At 37.0% G+C, this 22990-nt stretch carries 20 protein-coding genes; 8 read left to right on the plus strand and 12 right to left on the minus strand.

Translation table 11 applies throughout. The annotated features are described in order from the left end of the window. Positions 1-6 precede the first annotated feature (6 nt). From arnT to ACNART_RS00470, 5 genes are all read left to right on the plus strand, one after another. Complete coding sequence (gene arnT / locus ACNART_RS00450) at positions 7-1671, plus strand: lipid IV(A) 4-amino-4-deoxy-L-arabinosyltransferase (protein WP_160230314.1); 1665 nt, start codon at positions 7-9, stop codon at positions 1669-1671. Then, the gene (arnE, locus tag ACNART_RS00455) at positions 1671-2012 is read left to right on the plus strand and encodes a 4-amino-4-deoxy-L-arabinose-phosphoundecaprenol flippase subunit ArnE (RefSeq protein WP_349443030.1); all 342 of its coding nucleotides are present in this window, start codon (positions 1671-1673) and stop codon (positions 2010-2012) included. The genes arnT and arnE overlap by 1 nt, the downstream gene beginning before the upstream one ends. Next, positions 2009-2407, plus strand: a complete 399-nt coding sequence (gene arnF / locus ACNART_RS00460; protein ID WP_198619629.1) for a 4-amino-4-deoxy-L-arabinose-phosphoundecaprenol flippase subunit ArnF — start codon at positions 2009-2011, stop codon at positions 2405-2407. The genes arnE and arnF overlap by 4 nt, the downstream gene beginning before the upstream one ends. A 149-nt stretch (positions 2408-2556) precedes the next feature. Further along, a complete protein-coding gene (locus ACNART_RS00465) occupies positions 2557-3048 on the plus strand; it encodes a C40 family peptidase (RefSeq protein ID WP_036937364.1) in 492 nt (163 codons plus the stop codon). Between the two features lie 77 nt (positions 3049-3125). Then, complete coding sequence (locus ACNART_RS00470; protein ID WP_198625559.1) at positions 3126-4145, plus strand: lipoate--protein ligase A; 1020 nt, start codon at positions 3126-3128, stop codon at positions 4143-4145. 92 nt (positions 4146-4237) lie between these two features. Here the strand turns inward: ACNART_RS00470 and ACNART_RS00475 are convergent, their stop codons facing one another. The 10 genes from ACNART_RS00475 to ACNART_RS00520 all read right to left on the minus strand — a co-directional run bounded on the left by ACNART_RS00475 (position 4238) and on the right by ACNART_RS00520 (position 15894). Beyond that, positions 4238-4606, minus strand: a complete 369-nt coding sequence (locus ACNART_RS00475; protein ID WP_069369334.1) for a helix-turn-helix domain-containing protein — start codon at positions 4604-4606, stop codon at positions 4238-4240. Between the two features lie 527 nt (positions 4607-5133). Beyond that, positions 5134-5928, minus strand: coding sequence for a heme ABC transporter ATP-binding protein (locus ACNART_RS00480; RefSeq protein ID WP_198619627.1), 795 nt, complete (start codon positions 5926-5928; stop codon positions 5134-5136). Then, positions 5925-6929: a FecCD family ABC transporter permease gene (locus tag ACNART_RS00485; RefSeq protein WP_198619626.1), complete on the minus strand. Its 1005-nt coding sequence runs from the start codon at positions 6927-6929 to the stop codon at positions 5925-5927. Before ACNART_RS00485 ends, ACNART_RS00480 begins: the two co-directional genes overlap by 4 nt. Further along, positions 6929-7744 carry a heme/hemin ABC transporter substrate-binding protein gene (locus ACNART_RS00490; protein ID WP_198619625.1) on the minus strand — a complete coding sequence of 272 codons (816 nt, stop codon included), beginning with the start codon at positions 7742-7744 and terminating at the stop codon, positions 6929-6931. The genes ACNART_RS00485 and ACNART_RS00490 overlap by 1 nt, the downstream gene beginning before the upstream one ends. Positions 7745-7759: 15 nt before the next feature. Then, on the minus strand, positions 7760-8809 hold the full coding sequence (locus ACNART_RS00495) for a hemin-degrading factor (RefSeq protein WP_198619624.1): 1050 nt from the start codon (positions 8807-8809) through the stop codon (positions 7760-7762). A 35-nt stretch (positions 8810-8844) separates the two neighbouring features. Next, positions 8845-10872, minus strand: coding sequence for a TonB-dependent hemoglobin/transferrin/lactoferrin family receptor (locus tag ACNART_RS00500; protein ID WP_198619623.1), 2028 nt, complete (start codon positions 10870-10872; stop codon positions 8845-8847). A 70-nt stretch (positions 10873-10942) separates the two neighbouring features. Then, a complete protein-coding gene (locus ACNART_RS00505) occupies positions 10943-13117 on the minus strand; it encodes a TonB-dependent receptor domain-containing protein (RefSeq protein WP_198632651.1) in 2175 nt (724 codons plus the stop codon). 81 nt (positions 13118-13198) lie between these two features. Continuing rightward, positions 13199-13381 (minus strand): hemin uptake protein HemP, encoded by a 183-nt coding sequence (hemP, locus tag ACNART_RS00510; protein ID WP_198619621.1) that lies wholly within the window; start codon positions 13379-13381, stop codon positions 13199-13201. A gap of 269 nt (positions 13382-13650) precedes the next feature. Then, entirely contained in the window at positions 13651-14994 is a 1344-nt protein-coding gene (locus ACNART_RS00515) for an OprD family outer membrane porin (RefSeq protein ID WP_198619620.1), read from the minus strand. Positions 14995-15102: 108 nt separating this feature from the next. Further along, positions 15103-15894, minus strand: coding sequence for a histidine phosphatase family protein (locus ACNART_RS00520; protein WP_368926818.1), 792 nt, complete (start codon positions 15892-15894; stop codon positions 15103-15105). Positions 15895-16465: 571 nt separating this feature from the next. Here ACNART_RS00520 and licT point away from each other — a divergent pair. The 3 genes from licT (at position 16466) to ACNART_RS00535 (ending at position 20790) form a co-directional block, all read left to right on the plus strand. Then, positions 16466-17302: a BglG family transcription antiterminator LicT gene (gene licT, locus ACNART_RS00525; RefSeq protein ID WP_198619618.1), complete on the plus strand. Its 837-nt coding sequence runs from the start codon at positions 16466-16468 to the stop codon at positions 17300-17302. A 181-nt stretch (positions 17303-17483) separates the two neighbouring features. Further along, a complete protein-coding gene (gene bglF / locus ACNART_RS00530) occupies positions 17484-19388 on the plus strand; it encodes a PTS beta-glucoside transporter subunit IIABC (protein WP_198629816.1) in 1905 nt (634 codons plus the stop codon). A gap of 10 nt (positions 19389-19398) precedes the next feature. Next, positions 19399-20790, plus strand: a complete 1392-nt coding sequence (locus ACNART_RS00535) for a glycoside hydrolase family 1 protein (RefSeq protein WP_198619616.1) — start codon at positions 19399-19401, stop codon at positions 20788-20790. 77 nt (positions 20791-20867) lie between these two features. Here the strand turns inward: ACNART_RS00535 and ACNART_RS00540 are convergent, their stop codons facing one another. Both ACNART_RS00540 and ACNART_RS00545 read right to left on the minus strand, forming a co-directional pair. After that, positions 20868-21917, minus strand: coding sequence for a 3-deoxy-7-phosphoheptulonate synthase (locus ACNART_RS00540; RefSeq protein WP_198619615.1), 1050 nt, complete (start codon positions 21915-21917; stop codon positions 20868-20870). Positions 21918-22038: 121 nt separating this feature from the next. Then, positions 22039-22905 (minus strand): pyruvate, water dikinase regulatory protein, encoded by an 867-nt coding sequence (locus ACNART_RS00545; RefSeq protein ID WP_198619614.1) that lies wholly within the window; start codon positions 22903-22905, stop codon positions 22039-22041. Positions 22906-22990 lie beyond the last annotated feature (85 nt).

A 22990-nucleotide genomic window follows, 5' to 3' on the forward strand; every position in this document is an offset into this window, starting at 1 on the left:
GAAACTATGTTGAATAACCGGGCGAGTAAAATCGGGGCCATCCTCTTGGCTCTTTTTTTTGTTCTTACCTACTTATTTCCATTGAACAGCCGGTTATTATGGCAACCAGATGAAACCCGTTATGCGGAAATTAGTCGTGAAATGGTGGTGAGCGGGAACTGGATTGTTCCTCATATGCTCGATATTCGCTATTTTGAGAAGCCCGTAGCAGGTTATTGGATCAATAATGTTAGCCAATTAATTTTTGGCCACACCAATTTTGCTGTACGTTTTGGCTCAGTTATTTCTATTCTCTTAAGCACATTACTTGTCTATTTATTGGCAAGAATGATGTGGCGTAACCGCCAAGTTGCCTTTGTTTCTAGTTTAATCTATTTATCCATGTTCTTAGTGTTTAGCGTAGGTACTTACAGTGTATTAGATCCTATGTTGGCACTTTGGGTTACCGCAAGTATGGTTTGCTGTTTTTGGGCGCTTAAAGCTACCACAGTAAAAACACGAATATTGGCGTGGATAACATTAGGGCTTGCATGTGGTATGGCATTTATGACCAAAGGATTTTTAGCGTTAGCTATTCCGGTCATTGTTATGATACCTATCACGCTGTATCAAAAACAATTTACGCAAATGTTGCTCTATGGCTTACTTGCCGTATTTAGTGCAGCATTAATTAGTTTGCCGTGGGCATTGGCTATTGCTAAGGCAGAGCCAGATTATTGGCACTACTTCTTCTGGGTTGAACATATTCAGCGTTTTTCGGGTGAAGATGCTCAACATAGTTCTCCATTTTGGTACTACATTCCTGTTGTATTACTCGGCGTTATACCGTGGCTTGGTCTATTGCCTGGAGCATTAACTAGCGCATGGAAGAAAAGACGTAAGCGTCCTGAATTATTTTTCTTATTATGCTGGTTTGTCGTTCCATTCTTATTTTTTAGTATTGCGAAAGGTAAGCTACCGACGTATATGCTGCCGTTTATGGCGCCGCTAGCAATGCTAATGGCGAAATATGGCGTAGATTGTGCACGCAAATTTAGAATGAAAGCGCTGCGTATAAATGGTTATATCAATATCTTTATTGGTGTTGCTGTTGTTATCGCTATTTTAATTATCCAACTCGCTTCTTCAAAACCTATATATATGCCATATGAATGGTCTAAATGGGTATTAGCTATAGTGGCATTTTCATTATGGGGCATTATTGGTTATCTTTGCTCTACACTTAATGGAAAACACTGGTTATGGGCGGCGTCTTGTTCGCTAGGCGTTAGCTTATGTATCGGTCAGGCAATACCAAATAGCAGCGTAGATGGAAAGTTACCTCAAGAATTTATTCGCCAAAATATAGAGACATTAAACGCAAGCAAATACATTGTGAGCAATAGTGTTGGTATCGGCGCGGGATTAGCGTGGGAATTACAGCGTAGCGATATTTACCTTTATGAAAGAACAGGCGAATTAACTTACGGTGTTGAAGAGTACCCTGATTCTCAGCATAAATTAATTAAGCCTGATAATTTTGCTCAGTGGTTAGAAGAAGCAAGAAAAGAAGGGAATGTTTCAGTTGTTATTACCTTTAAAGATCCTAAGAAACTAGCACAATTACCAAGACCTGAAGAGCTGGTGACAAACCATCGAGTTGCTATTTTAACTTATGAGAAGCGTAATTAATGTCATTTGTTTTATTGCTGATCGTGAGCTTTTTGACCTGCATAGGGCAAGTTTGTCAAAAGCAAGCGGTGGTTAGCTGGCAAAGTGACTCATTAACAAAAGCCAGAAAAACGATTTTCTGGCTTTTTATTGCCATCGCAATGCTTGGTTTGGGGATGTTGTTTTGGTTACGATTATTACAAATTCTGCCTCTTAGTATTGCTTATCCTATGTTAAGTATTAACTTTATTGTGGTGACATTAATTGGCCAGTTTGTTTATAAAGAGCCCGTTAATGTAAAACATTGGATTGGTATCGCGTCAATTATGATTGGTATTATATTGATGAGTATACAAGCATGAAAGGCTATCTATGGGCAATTGGAAGCGCATTATTAGTGACGGCGGCTCAATTGTTGCTAAAGTTTGGTATGTCTGAATTACCAGCTTTACAGCTAGAAAAACAGTGGGTTGATTTTTCATGGTTGTGGGCCAATGTAACGCCACTCGCTATCGTGTTTGCTGGCCTTGTCGGTTATGTTCTTTCTATGGTTTGCTGGCTATTCACTTTACGTACCATTCCTTTAAATAAAGCCTATCCGCTGATCAGCTTGAGTTATGTGTTTGTTTATATTCTTGCAGTGATATTGCCTTGGTTTCAAGAAACACCATCATGGACAAAAACAGCGGGTGTAGCATTTATCATGGTCGGAGTGTGGTTAATAAGCCAAAAAACGAAAGAAGCACAATCACATTAACTTAATGATTGCAGAATTTATTTTCTGATCCCTGTTGTTAATTGTGCGATTTATTCTACCAATCATCACTCATTCATCTTCAATAACTTGTTTTTGCTTAAAAAAGCAGATAGATTTTAAAATCTATGGTAATAACAATGGTGGATGCAATGAGAAAGTCCGTTTTTTATCCTTTCTTACTCTGTATTATTCTGCTGGCTGGGTGTTCATCTAGTCCGTCTAAGCGTATTCCACCAGCGCCTCCCTTAAAAACACAACTTTCCGATCCCATCATGGTGATAGTGCAATTAAAATCGCAACTTGAGCAATGGTATGGTACGCCTTACAGCTATGGTGGAATGACGCCTTCTGGTATTGATTGTTCAGGCTTCGTGTATAAAACTTACAGTGATCGTTTTGATATAAAACTTCCTCGAATGACCATTGATCAAACCAAATATGGTACACAAATCAGTAAAAGTGATTTAATGCCTGGTGATTTGGTTTTCTTCAAAACGGGCGGTGGTGAAAATGGGCTTCATGTCGGTATTTATGATACTGATAATACATTTATTCATGCATCAACTAGCAAAGGGGTAACTCGTTCATCCCTTGATAATGTCTATTGGAAAAAGACATTTTGGCAGGCTCGCCGATTGTAGTTTCGTGCCATTTAACAGCCTAATATATTGAGAGTTATGGTATCTTATACCTTATTTTCTTCATATAGGTATTCCTTATGTCAGGCAAATTGCGTCTGTTAATTTCCGAGTCTTATGATCCTTGGTTTAACCTTGCTGTTGAAGAGTGTATTTTTAGACAAATGCCCGCTGATCAACGAGTACTTTTTCTTTGGCGTAACGATAATACGGTAGTTATTGGTCGAGCACAGAATCCATGGAAAGAGTGTAATACCCGTAAAATGGATGAAGATGGTGTGAAATTAGCTCGCCGTTCAAGTGGTGGTGGGGCTGTTTTCCATGATCTTGGCAATACCTGTTTTACCTTTATGGCAGGAAAGCCAGAATATAATAAAACAATTTCAACTCAAATTATTCTTGATGGATTGTTAAAAGCAGGCATTAATGCTACGGCATCAGGACGTAACGATTTGGTGGTTCCTCAAGATGATGGTGAAAGAAAGGTTTCTGGATCAGCCTATAAAGAGACTAAAGATCGTGGTTTTCATCATGGTACATTATTAATAAATGCTAACTTATCTAGACTAGCTAATTACCTCAATCCAGATCCGAAAAAACTTCAAGCTAAAGGTATCACTTCTGTTCGCTCTCGAGTGGCTAATTTGATCGAGCTTAAACCTAATATTACCCATGAAAAACTTTGTGAAACTATCACTGAAAGCTTTTTTGAATACTATGGTGAACGAGTAGAAGCAGAGATTATTTCACCGCAAAAATTACCTGATTTACCCGGTTTTGAAGAAACTTTCACTAAACAAAGTAGTTGGGAATGGAATTTTGGACAAGCACCTGCATTTTCACATCTTTTAGATAATCGTTTTAAATGGGGGGGCGTTGAGCTGCATTTTGATATTGAGCGTGGCAACGTTATTAGAAGTCAAATATATACAGACAGTTTAGATCCTGCGCCATTAGAAGCATTATCAGAGATGTTGGTAGGGCAACGTTACACACCTGAGTCTCTAAAAGCGCTTATTGAGCAACTCATTCAGCGATATCCTAATAATAAAATAGAGCTTAACGAGCTTCAAGAATGGCTTGTGACAGCGATAGCGTAATTTTTATCAACGTTAGAAAACGATAAACAATAAGCATAAAAACCAGCTAAAAAGCTGGTTTTTTCATGAAGAATAATGTGATGTGAAATTGATTAGTGATTTTCACATGACATAAAGCAATGAGTGTCTGGCATTTTGCCATTTTCTCTAAATTTAGCGGGTGTAGTATTGAAATGCTTTTTAAAGATACGTGTAAATGTTGCTTGAGAGCTAAAACCATACATTAAAGCGATATCTAAAATAGACATATCTTTTTCTTGTAATGATTTAGCAGCTTCTAATAAGCGACGTTTACGAACATATTCGCCTAATGTGCAGCCTTTAAAATCTTTAAAAATGCGTTGCAAGTGCCACTTAGAGTAGCCACTTTTATTTGCAATCGTATCGATTTTTATACCTTCGTTACGTTGTAACTGGGTTTCTAACCATTTCAGAATATCATTAACGACATTTTCAGCCATAAAACCTCCCACAAAAATGGTGGGGACACAGTGCCCAAGTAAATAGAATAGTAACGTATGTTATTTATAACCTATTTTAAGCATGGGGAAAATAACAGGTAGGCAAAAAGTGCTTTTCGTGATTGATAATCATTATCACAACGATAGGTGTGACTTATGTAGTTTAAGTAAAGTTCAGTTTACTGAATATTTCTGATTAAAAATGATATTTTGTATGACTTTTACTTTGTTGAATTTATTGATTTATTTTTTTAACTTAATAGTTCTGTTATACCTTTTATTTGTCGCTCTGTTATGCTTTTTGGTGTGAAACGCAAGCTAATCATTGATTAAGGTGTATTTGAAATTCAATTTATTTGACTGAGTATCGAAAAATTAAAATAAGATTTATTAATCAATTAATGTGATATTACCTTCACCATTTTATTTTCAATTGATAAGTTTATTGATAATAAATTAACTAAGCCACCTATTAGAAAGTAATGCTAAAAGGTGGCTTGGTAATAAAAATTCAGGTAGTGCTCTTTTTAGGGGCGTAGAAAAACTTGAGGATATAAATGTTCTGGATGAGTATTAACACTCACATCTGCGCCATACCATTTTTGTATATTTTCTGTTGTGAGTACGCTGTGTGGTGTACCTTCACAAACTAACTTTCCTTGATGCAGTAATAAAATTCTATCAGCATAAAGAGACGCTAAATTAAGATCATGCAAAACACAACACACCATAAGATTTTGTGTTTTTGCCAATTTTTTTAATAAACGTAAGCTGTGTTGCTGGTGGTAAAGATCAAGTGCGGAGGTTGGTTCATCAAGGAACAATACGGCTTCTTGTGGTGTAGGGTGCCATAATTGCGCTAACACTCTAGCAAGTTGTACTCGCTGTTGTTCTCCTCCCGATAATTGACGATAGTCTCTATCTTTAAATTTTAAACAGTCTGTTTGGAGTAGTGCGGTTTCAATTGCCATTTTTTTATGTTGCTGCCCATGAGGTGTTCTTCCCATAGCAACCACTTCTTCGACTGAAAATGAAAATGAAAGCTGACTATTTTGTCGCATAACAGCACGGTTTTGCGCTAATTGCTGGCTATTCCATTGTGAATAGTTTTTTTGTTTAAAATAACATTGACCTTGTGTTGGTGTTGTATAGCCTGTTAATAAGCGTAATAGCGATGATTTTCCTGCGCCATTAGGGCCAATAATGGTAACTAATTCCCCAGCATTAAACGAAAGCGACACATCATCAATAATGGTCTTATTGCCGATTCGGTAAGTTAAATTATTTCCATAAAGTAATGGCGTGTTTTGTTTTTCAATCATGACATTCTTCCTGCGGGTTGTCGTAAGATCAGCCAAAGGAAATAAGGACCACCAATTAATCCTGTAATGAGCCCCACAGGGATTTCTGCTGGAGATACCAATGTTCGTGATAATGTGTCAGCAGCGAGTAATAGTGTCGCACCACCTAAAATAGTGGCAGGTAATAGCCATACATGATTACTCCCAATGCGCATACGAATAAGGTGCGGAACAACAAGTCCAATAAATCCAATAACACCACTCAGTGCGACAGCACAGCCAATTAAAATGGCGCTAAGAAGTAACAAAATAAACTTGGTTCTTCTCACATTTAGCCCTAAGTAATGCGCTTCTTCATCACCAAGTTGTAATAGGTTTAATTTATGGCTTTGCCAACATGCCAAAATGCTGACAGGAATGATCACAATGGTTGCAATAGATAAAGTTTTCCAGTCAATCTGGCTTAATGAACCCATCATCCAAAGTGAGAATTGACGTAACTGTTGGTCGGTACTGATGTAACTTAATACACCAATAAAAGACATACATAGCGCATTGATAGCAATACCGGCAAGCAATAACCGCGCTAAATTACCATCACTTAATTGATGCAATGAGAAGATAATCATTGCCACAATTAAACCGCCAATAAAGGCGGCAACAATATGACTGTAAAATGCAAAGGCTGGCGAAAAAGAGAACGGTAGAATAATCACAATGGCAACCATTAGTGCTGCACCGCTACTAATACCAAGTAAACCAGGATCAGCTAATGAGTTTCTAAATAATCCCTGCATTATTGCGCCCGATATTGCTAAAGCTCCTCCAACAAGAATGGCTAATAATACGCGAGGTAGACGGATATCTAGCCAAATTTGCCATTCCATATCATCAAAAGAGCTATTCCATAATGTATGAAACGAAAGGGCTAATGCACCGCTATTCACAGAAATTAATGTAACCGTAGTGAGTAAAAAGAGTAAAACTAAAATACTCATCCACGGTGAACGAAAACGAGACATTATTGCTCCAACGCTTGACGAATTTGATGCATGACTTCTGGTGTTGAAAGGGTAAAGCCTAATAATCCCATGTCATCAACAACAACATAATGCTTGTTTTTACCCGCTGGTGTGTATTTTATGCCAGGTAACTCCCATAGTTTTTCAATTCCGCCAATACCTTTAATACCTTCTTTGGTTACTAGCAAAATATCAGGTTGGCTTGCAATAACACCTTCTTGAGAAAGTGGGCGATAGCTTGTAAACCCTTGCATGGCGTTTTTACCGCCAACCAGTGAAATAATGGTATCCGCAGCTGTATTTTGACCCGCAGCCATTGGAACAACACCACCATGACTCATGATATAAATGACTTTCTTATTGATAGGAGTGGTTGAAATTTGCTTAATAGAGAGGGCGAGTTTCTCTTTTAGTTGATTGCCTTCTTGTTCTTTATTTAAAACCGTCGCAATGGTGTCTATTTTTTCATTAATGGCTTCTAATGAATGTGTACCTGTAATCGTTTTAACAGCAACTCCAGCCTCTTTAATACGACGTAATGCTAAAGAAGGGCGAGCGAGTTCACTGGTAATGATCAACGTTGGTTTGACAGATAAAATTCCTTCTGGGTTTAGCATTCGCATATAACCCACATCAGGAAGTGTTTTCACTTGTTCAGGAACTAAACTGGTGCTGTCTCTTGCAATAATCTGCTCGCCTGCACCTAATGCGAAAACAATCTCTGTGATATCACCACCAATGGTTACGATACGTTCATTGGCAGAGCTAATGAACGACATGACGCTACACAGGATCAAAAGAAGCCATTTTTTCATTAAATCATTCTCCGATTAGGCGATTTTAGTGAGGGTATTCACTTGTTCACGCCACTGTAGTTGCTCAGCAGTACCTTCAGTGCGTTGTCCGTAGAGTTGAGCAATTTGCTGTCCCTTGTTATCAAAGATTTCAAGGCTGGTAACAAACCCATCTTGAGTTGGTTTACGTGTTACCCAACTCTCTGCAATTTCACTTTCAATTAAATGAAGTGTAAAAGCAGGATTGAAAACGTTGATCCAAACTTGCTCACTATTTTCAAATTGATGCGGTACTAGACGATCAATTTGGCCTGTAAAAATTTGTACACAGCCACGGCTACCGACAAATATCATGATCTCGTTTTGCGCTTCTTTAGCGAGCTCTAATAAGGTTTTCAGCGCGTTGTTATCAACTTGATAAGCAAGGTCATCAGGAACCGCTTTGAATGCTTGTTGACGACTTAAGTTATTTTCTTTTAGTAATTTGAAGAATTGGTGAACGTCAGTCATTGAACGCCATTGTTGTTCAAGTTGTTCCGCTAATTCATTACTAACAGGCGTGTTTGAGTATGGTTCAACAGGAGTGATATTTAGAACGGGGTTTTCTTCAGATAAAAATGCTTGAATAAGTGCATTCCATTCATCCATATTCGTGTTATCTGTTGCATAGACTTTATGCAATGCATCACCATGCATATCAAAGAATTGAATGCTATAACGCGTTCCTTTTGATGTTTCTTCGGTAAGTGCAAAAATACTTGACCAATAAGCGAAGAAAAAGCGTAAATCCATTGCACGCGGATTTAAGATTAACCCTGCGTGATCATTAAAACGGGCATTTGTGTATTCGCCAAGGTGTTCATGAACGGCAATATCATTACGAGTAATCGCTTTGACTTCACCTACTTTACTCAATGCTTTTAATAATTCTTGTACATCATTGCGTAGACGCTTTGCATCGTGTCCTACACGGGCATGAGTGAGTTCGGCTTCACTGACATTTAAGTAAGTAGCGAGATCTCGTGCATATGAAGCTTTTTTGTCCGCTTTAGCTTGCAGGTAGCTCTCATAAAGAGGTTTATTCACAGAAACTCCTATTATATCGTTGATTTTATTGTTAATTACCACTGATAACTTACAAGTACTTTTGCATTTCGACCTTCTTGAGGAATACCTGCAGAAGAGTAATAAGTTTTATCAAATGCGTTACTCAGTACAAATGAGGTTGTTAATCCTTTTAATGAGGCATTACCTTCATAACGAAGGTAGAAATCATTAACGCCATAACCTGCTTGTTGGCGATTGGTTGGGCGATTAAAACGGTCATGCTTGGTAAAGTCCGTTTTTTTGGTAAATTGACCGACCCAACCCACAGAAAAATCGGTACTTGGTACAGGAACATCAAAGCGACTGGTTAATGTATCTGGCTCAATTGAGGTAATTGAGGCATTTGTCGCATTATCTTTTCCTTTGGTATGGTTATAAGCTAAATCCCAATTAAAGAATTTTGATTGATAGCTCATCGAAACATCCCATCCCCAGATAGTTGCTCTTGGAATATTTGTTGACTGTGTATATCCCTGAAAAATAGCAACATCTGCATCAATATAATCTTTTGCGCGAGTATTGAAATGGGCAGCTTTAATTTTCAGATTATCATTATTAGATAATAAGTCGTCGAATTGAAAACCGAATCCATATTCAGTGGTTGAATTGGTTTCAGGCTTTAAATTAGGATTTGGGCGCCAATAGTTTGTTGGTGCTCCAGGGAAAGGTGCATCAAAATGTTTCGCATCGTTATACATCTCACCTAAAGTTGGTGCTCTAAATGCTTGTGAGTAAGAGGTATAAAGCATTGACCAGTCGGTAGGTGTAATACTTATTGCACCTTTTGATGACCATTTGTCTGCGGTAATATCATCATAACGATCGTTTTGGCTCTTATATTTGTCAAAACGTGTTCCTAAAATTAGGGAGACAGGTAAATCACGTAAAGTGACTTCATCTTGTACCCAACCGGACATAAAACGGATATCGGCTTGTGGGAAGCTTTCTGCATTTTGGCTTGGTGATTGTTTTTGTTTATAAACCTCGCCACCATAAGTAAAGCCATGTGATGCAAAGCTGTACGTACCCACTTGTGAGCGGTTTTCCAGTTTTACGCCATAGGTTTTTTGCTCTCGACCTTCAAATCCTTTTTGTATCGTTTTGGCATTGATATCAACTTCACTGTAATAAGCCTGTGTTTTCAAATTAATCCATTGTGAATCTGAAGGATCAAATTGATAGGTTAACTGAACATCTTTTTGTGTCGTGGTGCGATCAGTTTCTACGTTTGCAGATGTTGGGTCACTGGCAACTTGAGGATTTTTAGGTTGATTTGTATTGTTATGGTAATAGCGGAATTGCCCACTTAATGTGTTGCTATCATCAATTAACCAGCGTCCTTTAGAAAGGAGATTAATAATGGTTTCGTCATTTTGAGCGCGATAACCCCCACCGTAACGAGTATCACCTTTATCACGGGCTGATAATGCAACGAGTCCATCAAGGTTATCATGTCGGCCAAAAGCTGTTACACCAAGACCTTGGCTATGTTGTGCTGTATTACCAAGACCTGTAACACGTACGCCGCCTTGTTCGTTTTTTGAAAGTAGATCGCTTGCATCAACCGTATCGTAAGCGATAACACCGCCAAGGGCACCGCTACCGTATAAAAGAGCAGAAGGACCACGAATAACTTCAACTTGTTTTATAAGCAGAGGATCAACAAAAATACTGTCGATATGACCGGTGTCTGTTCCTTGGCGAACGCCATCTACAAGTGTCAGTATTCCATTTTTACTGTATCCACGCATACTGATGGTTTCACCATTAGTACGACCTGCGCCTGAAATTGAAATGCCAGGCACATGGCGAAGTAATTCAGAAGCACTTCCTGCTGTTTCTGACAACGCATTGTTATTTTTTATAACTGTTGACATCATAGGTAATGTAAAGCTATCACGCTCATTACCCGTCGCATAAACTGTAAGCACTTCTGTTTTTTTCTTCTCATTAGTTTGCGTCTTCTCTTGTGCAGATACACAAGCAGAAGAAACTGCAATTGCCAGCAAACTGAATTTAATCAATAGGGATGACTGAGACATGTAGATGGATCTCCGTTATTTAATGGGCTGTTAAATACAGCCCTTTGTTATGTAGATTATTGCTCCTCATCTACCAGCGATAACTGATGGACATTTTGATATTTCGACCTTCTTGTGGCACACCTAATGCTGAGAAATATTCTCGATTAAACGCATTGGCGAGCACTAACGCGGCTTGAATATCTTTATTGTTTTGAGATTGATAACTAATTGAAAAATCGTGAATACCATAGCCCGGATATTGGGTAATAAGTTCTTGCATTCGATTTGTGGTTTTGCCTTTTACATGAGGCGCTTGTCCTCGATGTGTACCTTTATTGGCAGTAGCACTAGCGAATTTTCCTGACCACCCTAATGAGAATGGGGTTTTAGTAACAGGAAGTTGAATAAAGGTCGTCAGTATTTCAGGGCGAACAGGCGAAATGGTTTCATGTGTGGTTAACTCAAGGGTATGAGTACGGTTATAACTTAAACCTAGAGAAATTAATGGGTGTGAATAACGCAGACTAAGATCAATACCTTCAATCATTGCTTCGGGAATATTAAATGCTTGGAGATTTAATTTACCCGCAAATGAACTTGAATGCCAAGGACCATAAGTAATGTAATCCTTTGATTTAGTATCAAAATAAGCTGCTTTTAAAATGAGTTTATCTTGTTGTGATAAAAGCTGTTTAAATGAGAAATCAGCGCCATATTCCCAAGTGCTATTTCTTTCAGGTTTTAAGTTTGGATTAGGCACCCAATGCGCATTAAAAAAACCCGCTTTAAAATGGAATGAATCATTAAACATTTCATTTAAAGTTGGCGCGCGAAACGCAGTTGAATAGGTAGAATAAAGTTGTAACCAACGTGTTGGTGTGAATGCTAACGTGATATTTTCAGTTGTTCCTCGATAACTCGATGTATGTTTTTCTGCTTGTAATGTTTTAGCCGAAAATTTACTGAAGAAAGGATCAAGTCCTTCACCAGGTATATTTTTGTAATAGTGATAACGTATACCCGTTGTGAGTGTGAGAGGGAGTGATGGTGTACTGAGAGAACTTTGCAACCAACCTGCGATATAATTCATTTTCGCTAAAGGAAAGTTTTTTGCTTCTTCATTTGATTGCATTTTCTGCTGATAAGCTTCTGTACCAATAATCACAGATTGATTGAATGTGTCAAACCAATTGATACTGGCATTATCTTCAAATTTAAGCCCGTAAGTTGATTGTGTACGTGCTTCGTATTTACCTATTTTACCTTGGATATTTTTTTTTAAATCTGACGTTGTTAATTTAGTATCCGTTAAAAAAGTTTGGTTAATATCAAACTGTGAATAGTAAAGATAAGTGGTTAAATCTAACCATGAGTTTGTATCAGAAGCATAGTGGTGAGTGAGCGCATAATTTTTTTGCTGAGTATCGCGCTGCATCTGGTTACTTTCATTCTTGCCAAATCCACCCATTCGATGCAAAACTTCTCGTTGTTCACCTGAATTATCATAATGGCGAGCTGAAATAATAAGCGTTTGATTTTCAGTTGGATAAAAATAGGCTTTTGCAAAGAAATTTTTAATATGCTCGTGATTTTCTAATTTATCACCATTAGCAAGACGAATAGGACCACGTTGACGTTGGCTATACGCAAATAAGCCTTCTGCAATATCGTGTCTTGCTGCAATAATGCCACCATAAGAAAAATGGCGATCTGCTGATGAAACTGAGCTAAATAGTTTTGCGCCTAATTTTTTATCCGTACTTAATATAGATTGAGGATCAAGAGTATTAAACGCGACAACTCCCCCCATAGCACCAGCACCATGCAAAGTGGATGCAGAGCCGTGTTTTACATCAACACGTTTAATTAAAGCAGGATCAAGAAAGACACCACCTAAATTATTTATGGTGTTTTCTAGTGGTTGATAAATACCATCAACGAGGATCTTGACGCCTTTTTGATCGTATCCTCGCATCAGAATATTTGCGCCATTCGTGATACCTGTTCCTGATAACGTTACACCAGCAACATCTTTTAATATTTCTCCCGCAGTTGAAGCGGTTTGTGTTTTAGCTGAAGAAGCATCAATAACAGAGTGAAAATCTGAGGATCGATCGTCGTTATAGCCAATAACAGTAAGAGCGTCCGTTCCTGTATTTTCAAGGTGTGCAGAGGTAATAGGGGAATACAGCAGACAAAGTGCTGTTGCTATACCTGAATATTTGAAATGTTTTTTCAGCATACACATACCATAAATATCCATAAAAAGTCCTTGTATATGGAGTTATTTAGCTGGCTGCCTAGCTGAGTCGATAGGTGGCTTGCACGTTATTGTCAAAAAAGATTATTTAGTCAGGATCAGTTTTCCTGCTTTTGTTTGACGTAGTTGATACAACTCTCCGTTATGTTGAATGTAAACCACGCCATCTTTGCCTAATAATTCAACGCTATTAATAGATTGAATTATTGAAGAATGAGAGTTCTGTCTGATTAAAGAACTCTCCAAATTATTAGCTTTTTTATTCATAATACACTAAGAGTAATAAGCGTTATCATTCTGATAATCATTATCGTTAACAAAAGTGTTTAGACAAGCTTTTTTTAACGTGAAAACGTAAATTTAAGTCATATTGTGAATCATTTGGGCGATGTGAAAGAGAAACTGAAGAAAAATCACACAAAGGATTAATAACCTGAATGACAAAAGGTATTTTTTTATAATGCTATCGTGATTAAGCGTTAAATATGCGATAGGGAAGAGGGAATATGTCTCACCAAAATGATGAGACATAATAATTAAAATAAATTAAATTTATATTCGATGATAACTTCTGACGAGAGCGTATTGGCGTGATGATATTTACCCTCAGTTAGAACAGGGGTTTTACCTTTCATTTGATAAGACCAACCAGGCCCAAACATTGCCCAAACAGTGAGATTTTTGAGTTTTGAATTAGTCGGAACCCAACGGCTGAATGTATTAATTTCACCTGTGCGAATATGATTACCTCGATAGTTAAATTGAGCAATATTACTTGCAATCCCAATGGCTAGCTCAGGAGTTAGGTTATAATCAGTCATCGTTGAAAGTACAATTTCACCATCACGCATATAATCATTTCCAGCAAACGCCATTGAAGTAAACGTACCTCGTGAGTTTTTACTCATTGCTCGAGGATAAAAACCCACTTCATTGGATTTATCTGCATTGGTATAACCTAATCCCCATTTAGTGCTCCAATTATCCGCCTGCCATTTACCATCTATGGCAAAATGCCAAGCATTATTATCAAAGTCACGTTTATTCGCAGGCATTATTTTATATTTATCTAAGGCCTGAGTTGCATAAATTTGTGTACCTATATTTAGCTCTTTTATAGGCTTTATATTTAAAAATAAGATATTTCGGCGTAGGTAATTATCGCTTTCACCATATCCATATTGTATATTTAGATTGTTACTTTTCCACAATAAATCACCACTAGCGATATGATTAATATATTTGCCACTATTGGTTTGAAATTGTTTTTTATCAGGTGAATTACGATCCATAGAGTTTTCAATATAAGCACCTCGTAATGTTAGTGCACCATAATTGATCGCTCCAGTCCAACCTGAATAAGTAGTTGGTGATAAACGTGTTGAATTAGAAATTACACCAAAATTTTTTATTGTCTGCCAACCCCAACGGGTACTAAAATTAATATCAGCAAGTTGATATTGTAATTTTATATTACGTTGACCAAATTTAGAGTAACCTTCGGCATTGTTTTTATTATTCCCTTCACCGCGATTATACAAAACGCCACGAGAATTAAAATAATCACTCGCACCCAATTTAACCGCCCCGTAATAAGCAACGTCAAAGCCGATAATATCAGCGAAATAACCAGATTTAAAATCAAGCCCAACGCCTTGTCCCCATGCATTATGGACACGGGTTTTACCTGTATCCTCTTCTTTTAAGTATTTCCAATAATTTTTTAATGATAGCGACATAGTAGATTGGCTAAATAAAGGATCTTCAAATACATTATTAATAAAAGTAGTTTCTTTGATATTATTTTCTGCTGTTTCAGCTAATGCTTTTATTGGATTAATTAATAAAAGTATGATGATACTTATCATCTTTATTTTCATAATATTCCCCGAGGTATAGGCGTAGTTACTCAAGCGAAAATATTTCGCCTGAATAACCATATTGAATAACTATATTTAATAACTACATTGAATGATTAGATATTAATTTTATTTTTTATCTAAAGACTGTTTTCCTAACTCGACATATTTTAATGTGCCAATTTCAGTTACAGTATATTGGCCATCTTTATAAATAATTTTAACAATAGCGGCATTAGAGAGTGGTTTATTTTTTGCAATATCATTAGTTAAATCAGAGATCATAATTTGCATTGCAATGCCCGATGAAATTGCCAGAATATTTTTATCACCGCGTTCTTGGGCATTTTTAACAATGGTCTGAAGTGCAGCTTGAGTCCGTTCCTTTACTTGCTGATAATTCTCTGTCATTTTTTTAGGATCAGTTGCGGCTAACGCGTTTTGGTTTTTCTCTGCAGTGATGGTGCCAGCTTTCATTTGAGCAAATAAAGCCGCGCCATCTTTAAGGCCTAATTGTTTTGCACCTGCATCCGCCATATCTTTATTATATCCGCCTTCAAATCCACCAAAGAAAGCTTCGCGTAATCCATTAAGTTCATTTAATTTATAATTCTCGATACCCGCTTGTTTTAATATTACGCTCATTGTTTCACGTTGACGTCCAGCGTCGCTAGAATAAAAATTATCAAAAGGGATCCCTTTTAAACCCTCACCTAAATAACGAGCAACACGAATACCATCTTCTGTTAATGGCGAATCTACCCAACCTTGAACTCTATCAAAAGTATTTAGCAACGTTTTGCCATGACGAGCAAAATAGATAGTGATACCGTCATCTTCTTTAACATCCATAGCTGTTTCTGCAGCAAAACTGGTTGTTGTACTTATTGCTAAAATTAATGCTATAAGCCATTTTTTCATAATAATCCCCATAGAATGGTCTTTTTAATAAGCAAAAAAAAACCTACGCTAGAGAAATGAGACAAGACATAAATGGCATTATGCTTGTTCTATTTATCTTACGTAGGTTTCGCCTGTTTTTAACAGTAACAATCCAACATCGATAACGTTAGCACCAAATATAATAAAAAAATACACTATTTATGATTAGTATTAATAAGTGTGATCAAGTTCATATGATAATAATAAATTGGACATATTTTATTATTTATAAATAATAGATTGAATGTGGTGTTAGATTAAAATTTTTACTCTTATAGATAAGAAATAAAATTAAAAAATGAATAAATTAATCAATAATAAATAAAATGGTTTAATTGAGAAATAAATCTAATGAAAAAAACTTTTTGAGGCATAAAAATGATGTGAAACTCACACTTTTAAAATTTGTGATTTGAATAACGGTTCGGATTTGTTTACAGTAAAAGCGAGTTTACTGGATTGTTACTGCCAATGATATTGGTAGGCAAAACCTGATAAGACCATGAATTGTCATGGGACTATCGGGTTTTTTCATTTTTGGGGAAATAAAATGAAGATCGCAAAAATATTAAATAACAATGTGGTCATTGCCTTAAGTGAAAATAACCAAGAGCTCGTTGTTATGGGAAGGGGATTGGCGTTTCAAAAGAAAGTAAATGAAGACGTTGAACAAGATAAAATTGAGAAAATATTTGAGTTACGTAGCAACGAACTTATTTCTCGGTTAAGTGAGTTATTAAGCCACATTCCAATTTCTGTCATGAAAGTCTGCGATAGTATTATTTCTGTTGCTCGCTGCCAATTAGGAGAGCTTAATGAAAATATTTATATCGCGTTAACAGATCACTGCAATTATGCTATTGAAAGACAGAAAAAAGGCTTGGCTATTTCAAATACTATGATGTGGGAAATTCAGCGTTTATATCCTAAAGAGTATCGACTTGGATTAGAAGGATTAAAGCTGATTGAACAAGAGTTACAAGTAACATTACCGGTTGATGAAGCGGGATTTATCGCTCTTCACTTTGTTAATGCGCAATTAACGGGTGATATGCCAGCTGTGATGGAAACCATGACTATCATGCATGAAGTCATGAATATTGTTAAGTATCATTTTAATATTGAATATCAAGAAGATACTTTAGATTACCAAAGATTTGTTACGCATTTGAAGTTTTTTACCCACAGAATGATGAGTCGAGACACAGTGCCTAATGATGATATTTCTATGCATATTGTTATCAAAGAAAATTATCCGCTTTCTTGGTGCTGTGCAGAAAAAATAAGTCAGTTTTTACTGAATAAATATCAGCGCGAGTTAACGGATGAAGAGCGTATGTTTTTAGTGATCCATATTGAACGGATAAGAAAGAAACGACACGATTAATTGTTAAGGTATATTGTGTTGATATAAAAATATTAAATTAAAATGTGATGGATTGTTACTACCGATATTCGGTAGGCAAAACCTGATTTACTCTCATTTATTAATGGGGGTAGTCAGGTTTTTTTTTACATATTCATTGGTGGTTAAGCATTTCATTATTTAAGTCATAAAGGAATTGAGTATGGAATACCGAACATTAGCAGAACAGATCATTGATAATGTAGGTGGAAAAGGCAATATCGCCAGTGTTATACATTGTGCAACACGTTTGCGTTTTAAACTGGAAGATGACACTAAAGCCAATGCTGAAGTGTTAAAGCAGAACACAGGCATTATTACAGTCGTTGAAAGTGGAGGGCAATTTCAGGTTGTTATTGGTAATCATGTTAGTGAGGTTTATAAAGCGATTATTGCTCTTATCGGTGAAGTACAAAATAGAAATACTCAAAGTGAAAATAGCAGTAATAACAAAAAGAAAAAACGTAAGGATAATATCTTTAGCCATTTTATAGATATTGTTTCCAGTATTTTCACCCCAGTATTAGGGATCATGGCTGCGTCGGGGATTTTAAAAGGGCTATTATCATTAGTCGTCACTTTAAATTGGTTGTCAGCCTCAAGTGGAACTTATCAGATCCTATTTGCTGCAAGTGATTCACTATTCTATTTTTTCCCGCTTGTTTTAGGCTATACCGCGGGAAATAAATTTGGAGGAAATCCATTTTTAACTATGGCGATTGGTGGTGCATTAGTGCATCCGTTAATGCTTGCGGCATTTCAACAACAAACCACGGAATACTTTTTAGGTATTCCAGTCACATTTATTAATTACAGTGCGTCGGTTATTCCTATTATTTTTGCTGCGTGGGTGAGCTGTTTATTAGAAAAAAAATTAAACACTATTTTGCCTTCATCCATGAAAAATTTTATTTCTCCGTTATTGTGTCTATTAATTATTGTTCCGCTGACTTTTTTAGTTATAGGGCCTTTAGCAACATGGATAAGTTTGCTGATTGCAGACGGTTTCCAAGCTGTTTATAACGTAACACCTGTTGTGGCCGGTGCGATTATGGGGGCAATTTGGCAAGTGTGCGTTATTTTTGGTCTACATTGGGGCATTATACCGATTAGTATTAATAATCTGAGTGTATTGGGTCAAGATGCGCTTGTACCTCTATTATTACCCGCAATTGCAGGACAAGTGGGCGCAACACTTGGGGTTTTCTGGGCAACTCGTGATACTAAATTACGTATTATGGCTGGTTCATCGGTAACAGCGGGTATCTTTGGCATTACTGAGCCCGCGGTGTATGGAGTGACTTTACCTCTGCGTCGACCTTTTATTTTTGCTTGTATTGGGGGCGGAATTGGTGGGGCGATTGTCGGTTATAGCAACACACTTACGTTTTCGTTTGGTCTGGTAAATATTTTCACTTTCACACAAATTATTCCTGCAACGGGAATTGATAGCACCGTCTGGGGTGCCATTATTGGCTCGTTAATTTCATTTGTTTTTGCGTGTATAGCAACGTGCTTATTTGGGTTGAAAAAGGAAAATAACGCAGAGTCTAGATCTTCTATTCAATTACCAGCAACGCCATTTAATAGCGCTGGGAAAAATCCAACGCAAGAAACTATTTTTTCACCGTTATCAGGTGTGGTGATCTTATTAAAAAACACACCAGATGAAACCTTTGCTAGTGGTTTATTAGGCGATGGCGTCGCCATTATTCCAAGTATTGGTGAGGTTTATGCGCCTTTTGATGGTGAAGTTGCGTCATTTTTTAAAACGGGTCATGCCTTGGGCTTATTAAGTGAGAAGGGTATCGAGTTATTTATTCATGTTGGAATTGATACCGTTAAGTTAGATGGAATGTATTTTTCACCGAAAGTTAAAGTAGGGGATAAATTTAAAACTGGCGACTTATTACTCACCTTTGATCGTAAAAAAATTCTTGAGGCTGGTTACGATTTAACAACCCCCGTTATTGTGAGTAATACCGATGATTACAGTTCAATTACTGGATTGGAATTAAATAAATCGATGAGTTCAGGTTCAGCGCTTATCAGCGTTAATTACAAATAAGGAGTTAACAATGAAAAAATTTCCTAATACATTTTTATGGGGTGGTGCTGTCGCCGCTAATCAAGTTGAAGGCGCTTATTTAACTGCGGGTAAAGGATTAAGTACTTCAGATGTTCAACCACAAGGTATTTTTGGTTCTGTGGTTGAAAGAACAAGAAATGGTTTTTGTATCAAAGATATTGCCATCGATTTTTATCATCAATATGAAAAAGATATCTCACTTTTTGCCGAAATGGGATTTACCTGTTTAAGAACCTCTATTGCGTGGAGTCGTATATTTCCATTGGGAAATGAATCTGAGCCTAATGAAGAGGGGCTGGCATTTTATGATCGTGTATTTGATGAAATGGCTAAATACAATATTCAGCCAATTATAACTTTATCTCATTATGAAATGCCTTATCATCTGGTAACAGAATATGGTGGTTGGGGAAATCGTAAAACTATCGAATTCTTTGAGCATTATGCCCGTAGTGTTTTTCAGCGTTATAAAAATAAAGTCAAACTTTGGCTCACCTTTAATGAAATTAACATGTCATTACATGCGCCAATGACGGGAGTTGGATTAGCGGGTGAAAGAACGCAATCAGAAATTTATCAAGCCATACATCATCAGTTAGTTGCCAGTGCCAGGGTTGTTAAAGCGTGTCATCAAATTATTCCAGATGCAAAAATCGGCAATATGTTATTGGGAGGCTTAGTTTATCCATTAACGTGCAAGCCAGATGATGTTTGGGAAGCTATGAACGAAAATCGTAAATGGCTATTTTTTGGTGATGTGCAATGTCGTGGTCAATATCCTTCTTATATGCTGCGTTATTTTAAAGATAATCATATTGATGTTGTGATAACGGATGAAGACCGTCAGGATCTCAAGCAAACTGTAGACTTTGTGTCATTTAGTTATTACATGACGGGTTGTATTACAGCAGATAAAGAAGAATATGAGATGAAGCGAGGGAATATTCTCAGTATGGTGCCAAATCCTTATTTAGAAAGCTCTGAATGGGGATGGCAAATCGATCCTAAAGGTATTCGCATCGTGCTTAATCTATTGTGGGATCGCTATCAAAGACCTTTATTTGTTGTGGAAAATGGGCTTGGTGCGATTGATAAAGTTACGCCAGAAGGTGAAATCAATGATGATTACCGTATTCAATACATCAATGACCATCTGGTGCAAATTGGTGAAGCGATTGAAGATGGTATTGATGTAATGGGATACACCAGTTGGGGACCGATTGATTTAGTGAGTGCGTCAAAAGCCGAGATGTCTAAACGTTATGGTTTTATTTATGTGGATAGAGATGATCAAGGAAAAGGCTCATTAGAAAGAAAACGTAAAAAAAGTTTTTATTGGTATCAAAGTATTATTCAATCTCAAGGTGAATTATTGCGTTAACACAATTTTTTTGTGTGAATGACACAATAAAAAAGGAGAGCAGAGGCTCTCCTTTTTGCTATTTATTAGTATTTAGCTTATTGAAATCGACTTTCAACGGCTTGTGCTAATAATTCAAGAAGTTGTTCTGTGTCATTCCAGCTTAAACAAGGATCGGTGATAGATTGTCCGTAATTAAGCGGTTTATCTTGTATCACTTTTTGTGAACCTTCTTGTAAAAAACTTTCAGCCATCACGCCAACAATCGCTTGTGAGCCATCTTTAATTTGTTGACCAACATTTCTGGCTACTTCTAATTGACGACGATGAATTTTTTCACAGTTACCATGGCTAAAATCGATAATAAGATGCTCTGGTAAATCCACTTGTTTTAGTGCATCAACCGCATCAGCGATATCGCTTGCGTGATAATTCGGTTTTTTACCTCCACGCAGAATAATATGACCATAAGGATTACCACTGGTTTGGTAAATTGTCATACGGCCATTTTTATCTGGCGATAAGAAGGTGTGACCAACACGAGAGGCACGGATAGCATCAATCGCAATACGGGTATTACCATCAGTGCCATTTTTAAAGCCAACAGGGCAAGAAAGCGCAGAAGCCATTTCGCGATGAACTTGGCTTTCAGTCGTTCTAGCACCAATGGCGCCCCAACTAATTAAATCTGCAATATATTGGCCTGTGACCATATCGAGAAATTCAGTTGCAGTGGGTAAACCTAACGCATTTATTTCAATTAATAGCTTTCTTGCAAGGCGAATACCTTCGTTGACGTTGCAAGAGTTATCGAGGTAAGGATCAGAGATTAAACCTTTCCAGCCAATGACCGTACGTGGCTTTTCAAAGTAGGTTCTCATGACGATTTCTAAGCGGTCATGATAGCGTTCTTTTAGCTGATTAAGCTTAGTGGCGTACTCTTTGGCAGCTTTAGGATCATGAATAGAGCAAGGCCCTACAATCACTAATAGTCGCTTGTCTTCTCCGGTAAGGATCGCTTCAATGCGTTTACGTGCTGATGTGATATTTTGGATTATCTCATCAGAAATGGGGAACTCTTTTGCTAAGGTTTCTGGTGTTACCAGACTGTCTAAAGCCTTAGTCCGTAGTTCGTCTGTCTTTAACATAATTCATCTCAATAAATATACAGGGTAAGTCTACCCAGTGATTAAGATCACAATAAACGAAATTCAGCTAATTTCAACAGCGTTCACAGAGAAAAACGAATAAAAAAGTCGCCATAAAGGGTTAAAACATTCTTCTTGCTAATCCCATAGAATCAATTACCTTGGTTGAAATTTCTTCAACAGAATAATTCGTGGTGTTGAGATAAGGGATATTGTTTTTTCTAAAAAGTGCTTCTACTTCGGACAATTCAATTCTGCATTGACGAATAGAGGCATAACGGCTATTTTCGCGGCGTTCACCACGAATAGCGGCAAGACGTTCTGGCGCAATGGTTAAGCCAAATAATTTATGCTGATATTCTTTTAGTTCTGCGGGGAGTTTTAAGAAATCCATATCATCCGCAGTAAATGGATAGTTAGCTGCTTGAATACCAAATTGCATTGCTAAATAGAGGCTGGTGGGGGTTTTCCCGCAACGAGAAACACCAATTAAGATCACTTGTGCTTGATCGAGATTACGTAATGATATGCCATCATCATGGGAAAGAGTGTATTCGATGGCGGCAATACGAGCATCGTATTTACTAAGATTTTTTTCAGTCAGTCCATGAGTTTTATTTAATTTTGGCGATGCCTGGATCCCTACTTCTTTTTCAAGTGGTATTACGAGAGATTGCACAATATCCTGACAAAAACCTTCACTGCTATTTATTATCTGTTTAACTTCAGGACTGATAATAGAATAAAAAACAAGGGGCTTAACGCCACTCTTTTTATAAATTTCAGAGATTTTCTGTTTTATTTCTTCAGCTCTTTCCACAGTAGAAACAAAAGGTAATGTATAACTTTTCATTTTTAATGGAAATTGAGAAAGTACCGCATGGCCTAATACCTCTGCCGTAATCGCTGTACCATCAGAGATAAAAAAGACTGTTCTATCAATGGGTTCATTATTATCACAATTAATAGAATTCAAGCTTAATATCATAACGCTCACCTTTTTTTAGCTGAATTAGCAAATCAAACAATATTATCTAAAGCATTTTTAGTGATTATAAAGGATAAAAAAATAA

The organism is Proteus sp. LHD240705 (genome assembly GCF_047921555.1).
In the GTDB taxonomy this organism is placed as follows: Bacteria; Pseudomonadota; Gammaproteobacteria; order Enterobacterales; family Enterobacteriaceae; genus Proteus.

Bases quoted from the DNA above. Each gene is read 5' to 3' on its own strand.
- arnE (WP_349443030.1), top strand. From the start codon at position 1,671: ATGTCATTTGTTTTATTGCTGATCGTGAGCTTTTTGACCTGCATAGGG.
- ACNART_RS00485 (WP_198619626.1), bottom strand. From the start codon at position 6,929: ATGTCTCGTTTTCGTTCACCGTGGATGAGTATTTTAGTTTTACTCTTT.
- ACNART_RS00470 (WP_198625559.1), top strand. From the start codon at position 3,126: ATGTCAGGCAAATTGCGTCTGTTAATTTCCGAGTCTTATGATCCTTGG.
- ACNART_RS00545 (WP_198619614.1), bottom strand. From the start codon at position 22,905: ATGATATTAAGCTTGAATTCTATTAATTGTGATAATAATGAACCCATT.
- licT (WP_198619618.1), top strand. From the start codon at position 16,466: ATGAAGATCGCAAAAATATTAAATAACAATGTGGTCATTGCCTTAAGT.
- ACNART_RS00540 (WP_198619615.1), bottom strand. From the start codon at position 21,917: ATGTTAAAGACAGACGAACTACGGACTAAGGCTTTAGACAGTCTGGTA.
- ACNART_RS00465 (WP_036937364.1), top strand. From the start codon at position 2,557: ATGAGAAAGTCCGTTTTTTATCCTTTCTTACTCTGTATTATTCTGCTG.
- ACNART_RS00505 (WP_198632651.1), bottom strand. From the start codon at position 13,117: ATGGATATTTATGGTATGTGTATGCTGAAAAAACATTTCAAATATTCA.
- ACNART_RS00480 (WP_198619627.1), bottom strand. From the start codon at position 5,928: ATGATTGAAAAACAAAACACGCCATTACTTTATGGAAATAATTTAACT.
- ACNART_RS00515 (WP_198619620.1), bottom strand. From the start codon at position 14,994: ATGAAAATAAAGATGATAAGTATCATCATACTTTTATTAATTAATCCA.
- ACNART_RS00500 (WP_198619623.1), bottom strand. From the start codon at position 10,872: ATGTCTCAGTCATCCCTATTGATTAAATTCAGTTTGCTGGCAATTGCA.
- ACNART_RS00535 (WP_198619616.1), top strand. From the start codon at position 19,399: ATGAAAAAATTTCCTAATACATTTTTATGGGGTGGTGCTGTCGCCGCT.
- ACNART_RS00475 (WP_069369334.1), bottom strand. From the start codon at position 4,606: ATGGCTGAAAATGTCGTTAATGATATTCTGAAATGGTTAGAAACCCAG.
- ACNART_RS00490 (WP_198619625.1), bottom strand. From the start codon at position 7,744: ATGAAAAAATGGCTTCTTTTGATCCTGTGTAGCGTCATGTCGTTCATT.
- arnF (WP_198619629.1), top strand. From the start codon at position 2,009: ATGAAAGGCTATCTATGGGCAATTGGAAGCGCATTATTAGTGACGGCG.
- hemP (WP_198619621.1), bottom strand. From the start codon at position 13,381: ATGAATAAAAAAGCTAATAATTTGGAGAGTTCTTTAATCAGACAGAAC.
- arnT (WP_160230314.1), top strand. From the start codon at position 7: ATGTTGAATAACCGGGCGAGTAAAATCGGGGCCATCCTCTTGGCTCTT.
- bglF (WP_198629816.1), top strand. From the start codon at position 17,484: ATGGAATACCGAACATTAGCAGAACAGATCATTGATAATGTAGGTGGA.
- ACNART_RS00520 (WP_368926818.1), bottom strand. From the start codon at position 15,894: ATGAAAAAATGGCTTATAGCATTAATTTTAGCAATAAGTACAACAACC.